Annotated in this window: 2 protein-coding genes and 2 tRNA genes; all 4 read left to right on the top strand. The window is 43.3% G+C overall.

The annotated features are described in order from the left end of the window. Nucleotides 1–7 precede the first annotated feature (7 nt). The 4 genes from DW819_RS15390 (at nucleotide 8) to ade (ending at nucleotide 3,045) form a co-directional block, all read left to right on the top strand. Nucleotides 8–80 (top strand) — tRNA-Gly (locus DW819_RS15390). Between the two features lie 21 nt (nucleotides 81–101). Beyond that, a tRNA-Thr gene (locus DW819_RS15385) sits at nucleotides 102–174 on the top strand. 441 nt (nucleotides 175–615) lie between these two features. After that, nucleotides 616–987, top strand: coding sequence for a DUF2500 domain-containing protein (locus DW819_RS15380; protein ID WP_118534476.1), 372 nt, complete (start codon nucleotides 616–618; stop codon nucleotides 985–987). A 300-nt stretch (nucleotides 988–1,287) separates the two neighbouring features. Beyond that, nucleotides 1,288–3,045 carry an adenine deaminase gene (ade, locus tag DW819_RS15375; protein ID WP_118733983.1) on the top strand — a complete coding sequence of 586 codons (1,758 nt, stop codon included), beginning with the start codon at nucleotides 1,288–1,290 and terminating at the stop codon, nucleotides 3,043–3,045. Nucleotides 3,046–3,332 lie beyond the last annotated feature (287 nt).

Below are 3,332 nucleotides of genomic sequence, written 5' to 3'. Positions count from 1 at the left end.
TATAAATGCGCGAGTGGCTCAGTTGGTGGAGTACGACCTTGCCAAGGTCGGGGTCGCGGGTTCGAGTCCCGTCTCGCGCTCTTGCAATGAAAATTGCATATGCTGCTGTGGCTCAGTCGGTAGAGCGTCGCATTGGTAGTGCGGAGGTCACGGGTCCGATTCCCGTCAGCAGCTCTTCTAAAGATGGATGTGTTGCAGTAACGATTGAAAATTCGTTACTGCAACCCTTTTTATTTTAAGGAAAAATATTAAATTTAGCTCTTTTCCTTATCCGTTGTAGATTTTGAGCATACTTACCCAGACCTTCATTCTCATAAAGGTTGCATCAGGATCCGTTTTGGAGTAACTGTTCCTCTCTCTTTCTCTAATTCGTATAAGATATTTGAAACCAAGAGCCCGACTTTTCGAAGCCGGACTCTTAAATTGTAACAAAAAAAGTAAGACTTAATAAAAAAGGACGAAAACCGACAGAATTCCTATATTTTGTGTTTGATTCCGGGATGGTATAATTGAGATAGAAAATTAGAAAGATAAATCGGAGTTCATAGAGAAAAGCGTCTGTCAAAGAATCTTTAGAGTAATCATTTGACGCAAGATGAAGAAAGGGTGAGTTGTATGTTTACGCTGTTTGAGTTTATGTTTCCGATTATTTTCGTGATGGTTTTCGGAATGATCATTTTCCAGTTTGTAACAGGAATCGGGACATGGCATAAAAACAATCAGTCACCGCGTTTGTCGGTGACTGCAACTATCGTTGCAAAGCGTGAAAATATCACGCATCATAGCCATGCAAATGCAGGTGATCTGTCTGGAGGGCATGGCTACTATTCGACCTCAAGTACCAGTTACTATGTCACGTTTCAGGTAGAGAGCGGTGATCGTATAGAACTACCGGTTTCAGGTAGAGAATATGGAATGCTGGCGGAAGGAGACATCGGTAAACTGACTTTTCAGGGTACGAGATATCTGTTATTTGAGCGTGTGTGATTCCATTGAGGATCGTGCATTTACAAAAAGTGGAGGATTTTCTGCATCGGATATGTATGATGGCTTCTGAAATAGACAACAGAAGCTAAGCGACAGATGGGGTCTGACGTACGGATCCTTCTGTCGTTTTTTTGTTTTTGATGCAGTCCTTTTCAAATGCATTTCGGCAAGATTGCTTCTTGGCTTCTTGCGTAAAATAGTTATGGTATTTTTGCCGGTCATAGACTACAATAAAGGCAAACTACAACTTTAGAATTACAAAACAAAATTGGATTCAGGAGAAGTCAGGAGGGGGAGCTTATGACATTAACGAATCAGTTTATGAAACAGATTTCTGCAGCAGCGGGGAGAACAAAGGCAGAGCTGGTGTTGAAGCATGCAAAAATCGTGAATGTCTTTACAGAAACCATAGAAGAAGGAGACATTGCCATAGAAGACGGTATCATTGTCGGAATTGGAGACTATGAGGGAGACGTGGAAACTGATTTGAAGGGTGCATATGTCTGTCCTGGCTTTTTGGATGGACACATTCATCTGGAGAGTTCTATGGTGACACCGTCGGAATTTGAACGAATGGTACTGCCGCATGGAACCTGTGGGGTAATTACAGATCCTCATGAAATTGCAAACGTGGCAGGAACAGCCGGGATTCAGTATATGCTGGAAGCAACAAAGAATCTCCGCTTAGATATCTATTTCATGATGCCATCCTGCGTGCCATCGACTGCTTTGGATGAATCCGGAGCGGAACTGCATATGGAAGATCTGCTTCCGTTTTACCAGAATAAACGGGTGCTGGGGCTGGCTGAAATGATGAATTCCTACGGTGTGCTTCAGAACGATCCGGATTGTATTGAAAAACTTCGGAAAACACAGGAGTACGAAAAACAAATCGATGGTCACGCACCTGGATTATCTGGTAAGGGCTTGAATGCATATGTAACAGCCGGTGTCGCATCGGATCATGAATGCTCAGAATTTGAGGAAGCGCGGGAGAAACTGGCCAGAGGCCAGTGGATCATGGTCCGTCAGGGAACAGCAGCCAAGAACTTAAAAAAACTGCTGCCTGTCTTTGATACGCCTTACTACCAGCGGGCTATGTTGGTAACTGATGATAAACATCCGGGGGATCTGATTCGGGGCGGACATATTGATTTTATTATCCGGGAGGCAGTAGCATTGGGGGCGGATCCAATCCGCGCGATTAAAATGGGAACGCTTCATACAGCAGAATATTTTGGGCTGAAAAAACGTGGTGCAGTGGCACCGGGATACAGGGCTGATCTGACAGTTTTGAATAATCTGAGGGATTTTCAGGTGCTCCGGGTTTATAAGGACGGAAAACTGGTTGCAGAAAATGGAAAAGTTATATTTGAGAAAGCAGCTGAGACACCAGAGTGGGAGGCTGAAATCAAAAAGCGAGTATTCCATTCGTTCCACTGCCGGCCGATACAGTCATCTGATCTTGCTTTGACGAAAAAGGAAAATCAGATCCGGGTGATTGATCTTGTCAGTCATGAACTGATTACAAAAGAAAGAATAGAAAACTGGACAGAATTGCCTGGCCTGGCAGCTGGAGTAAATCCGGAAAAGGATGTTGTAAAGCTTGTGGCGATGGAACGCCATGAAGGAAACGGACATATCGGAATCGGATTCCTTGGAAATTATGGTTTAAAGAAAGGCGCAGTAGCGACCAGTGTTGGCCATGATTCTCACAATCTGGTCATAGCAGGAGTGACTGATGAAGATATAGCTGCAGCGGGAAACCGTGTAGTGGAAAATGAAGGAGGGCTGGCCATTGCGGTAGATGGCAAGGTAGTACTGGATCTTCCACTAAAGATTGCAGGTCTGATGTCAGAGCTTCCGGTAGAAGAAGTAGATCGGAGACTGGAGGCAATGAAGTCACTTTCACAGGAGCTTGGAGTTCATGAAGATGTTGATGCCTTTATGACGCTGGCCTTTGTAAGTCTGCCAGTTATTCCGAAACTTCGTCTGAATACCTATGGGGTGATTGATGCAGAGAAGCAGCAGATCGTGGATGTGTTTTATTCTATATAGGAGTGCTTATCTGGAAAGAAGCTATTTCATATAGAACGCACATCAGAATATACGCGTTTTTCAAGCAATTAAAAAAAATCCAAAAATTTAAAAAATACTGTTGACTTTTGTCGTGACATTTGATATTATAATCCTCGCCCCGTGAGAACGGGGCAGGAAATCAAAAAGATTTCCAAAAAGAAATTGAAAAAGTTGTTGACAAAGCGAAAACGATGTGATATGATATTTAACGTTGCCGCTGAGAACAGCAACAACATGAACCTTGAAAATGAAAGATTGAACAGTGT

Origin of the sequence: Clostridium sp. AM33-3, from assembly GCF_003480315.1 — a bacterium.
Lineage (GTDB): Bacteria > Bacillota > Clostridia > Lachnospirales > Lachnospiraceae > Brotaphodocola.
Note: the sequence above shows the minus strand (reverse complement) of the source record. Positions and strands in the feature narration are given on the sequence as shown.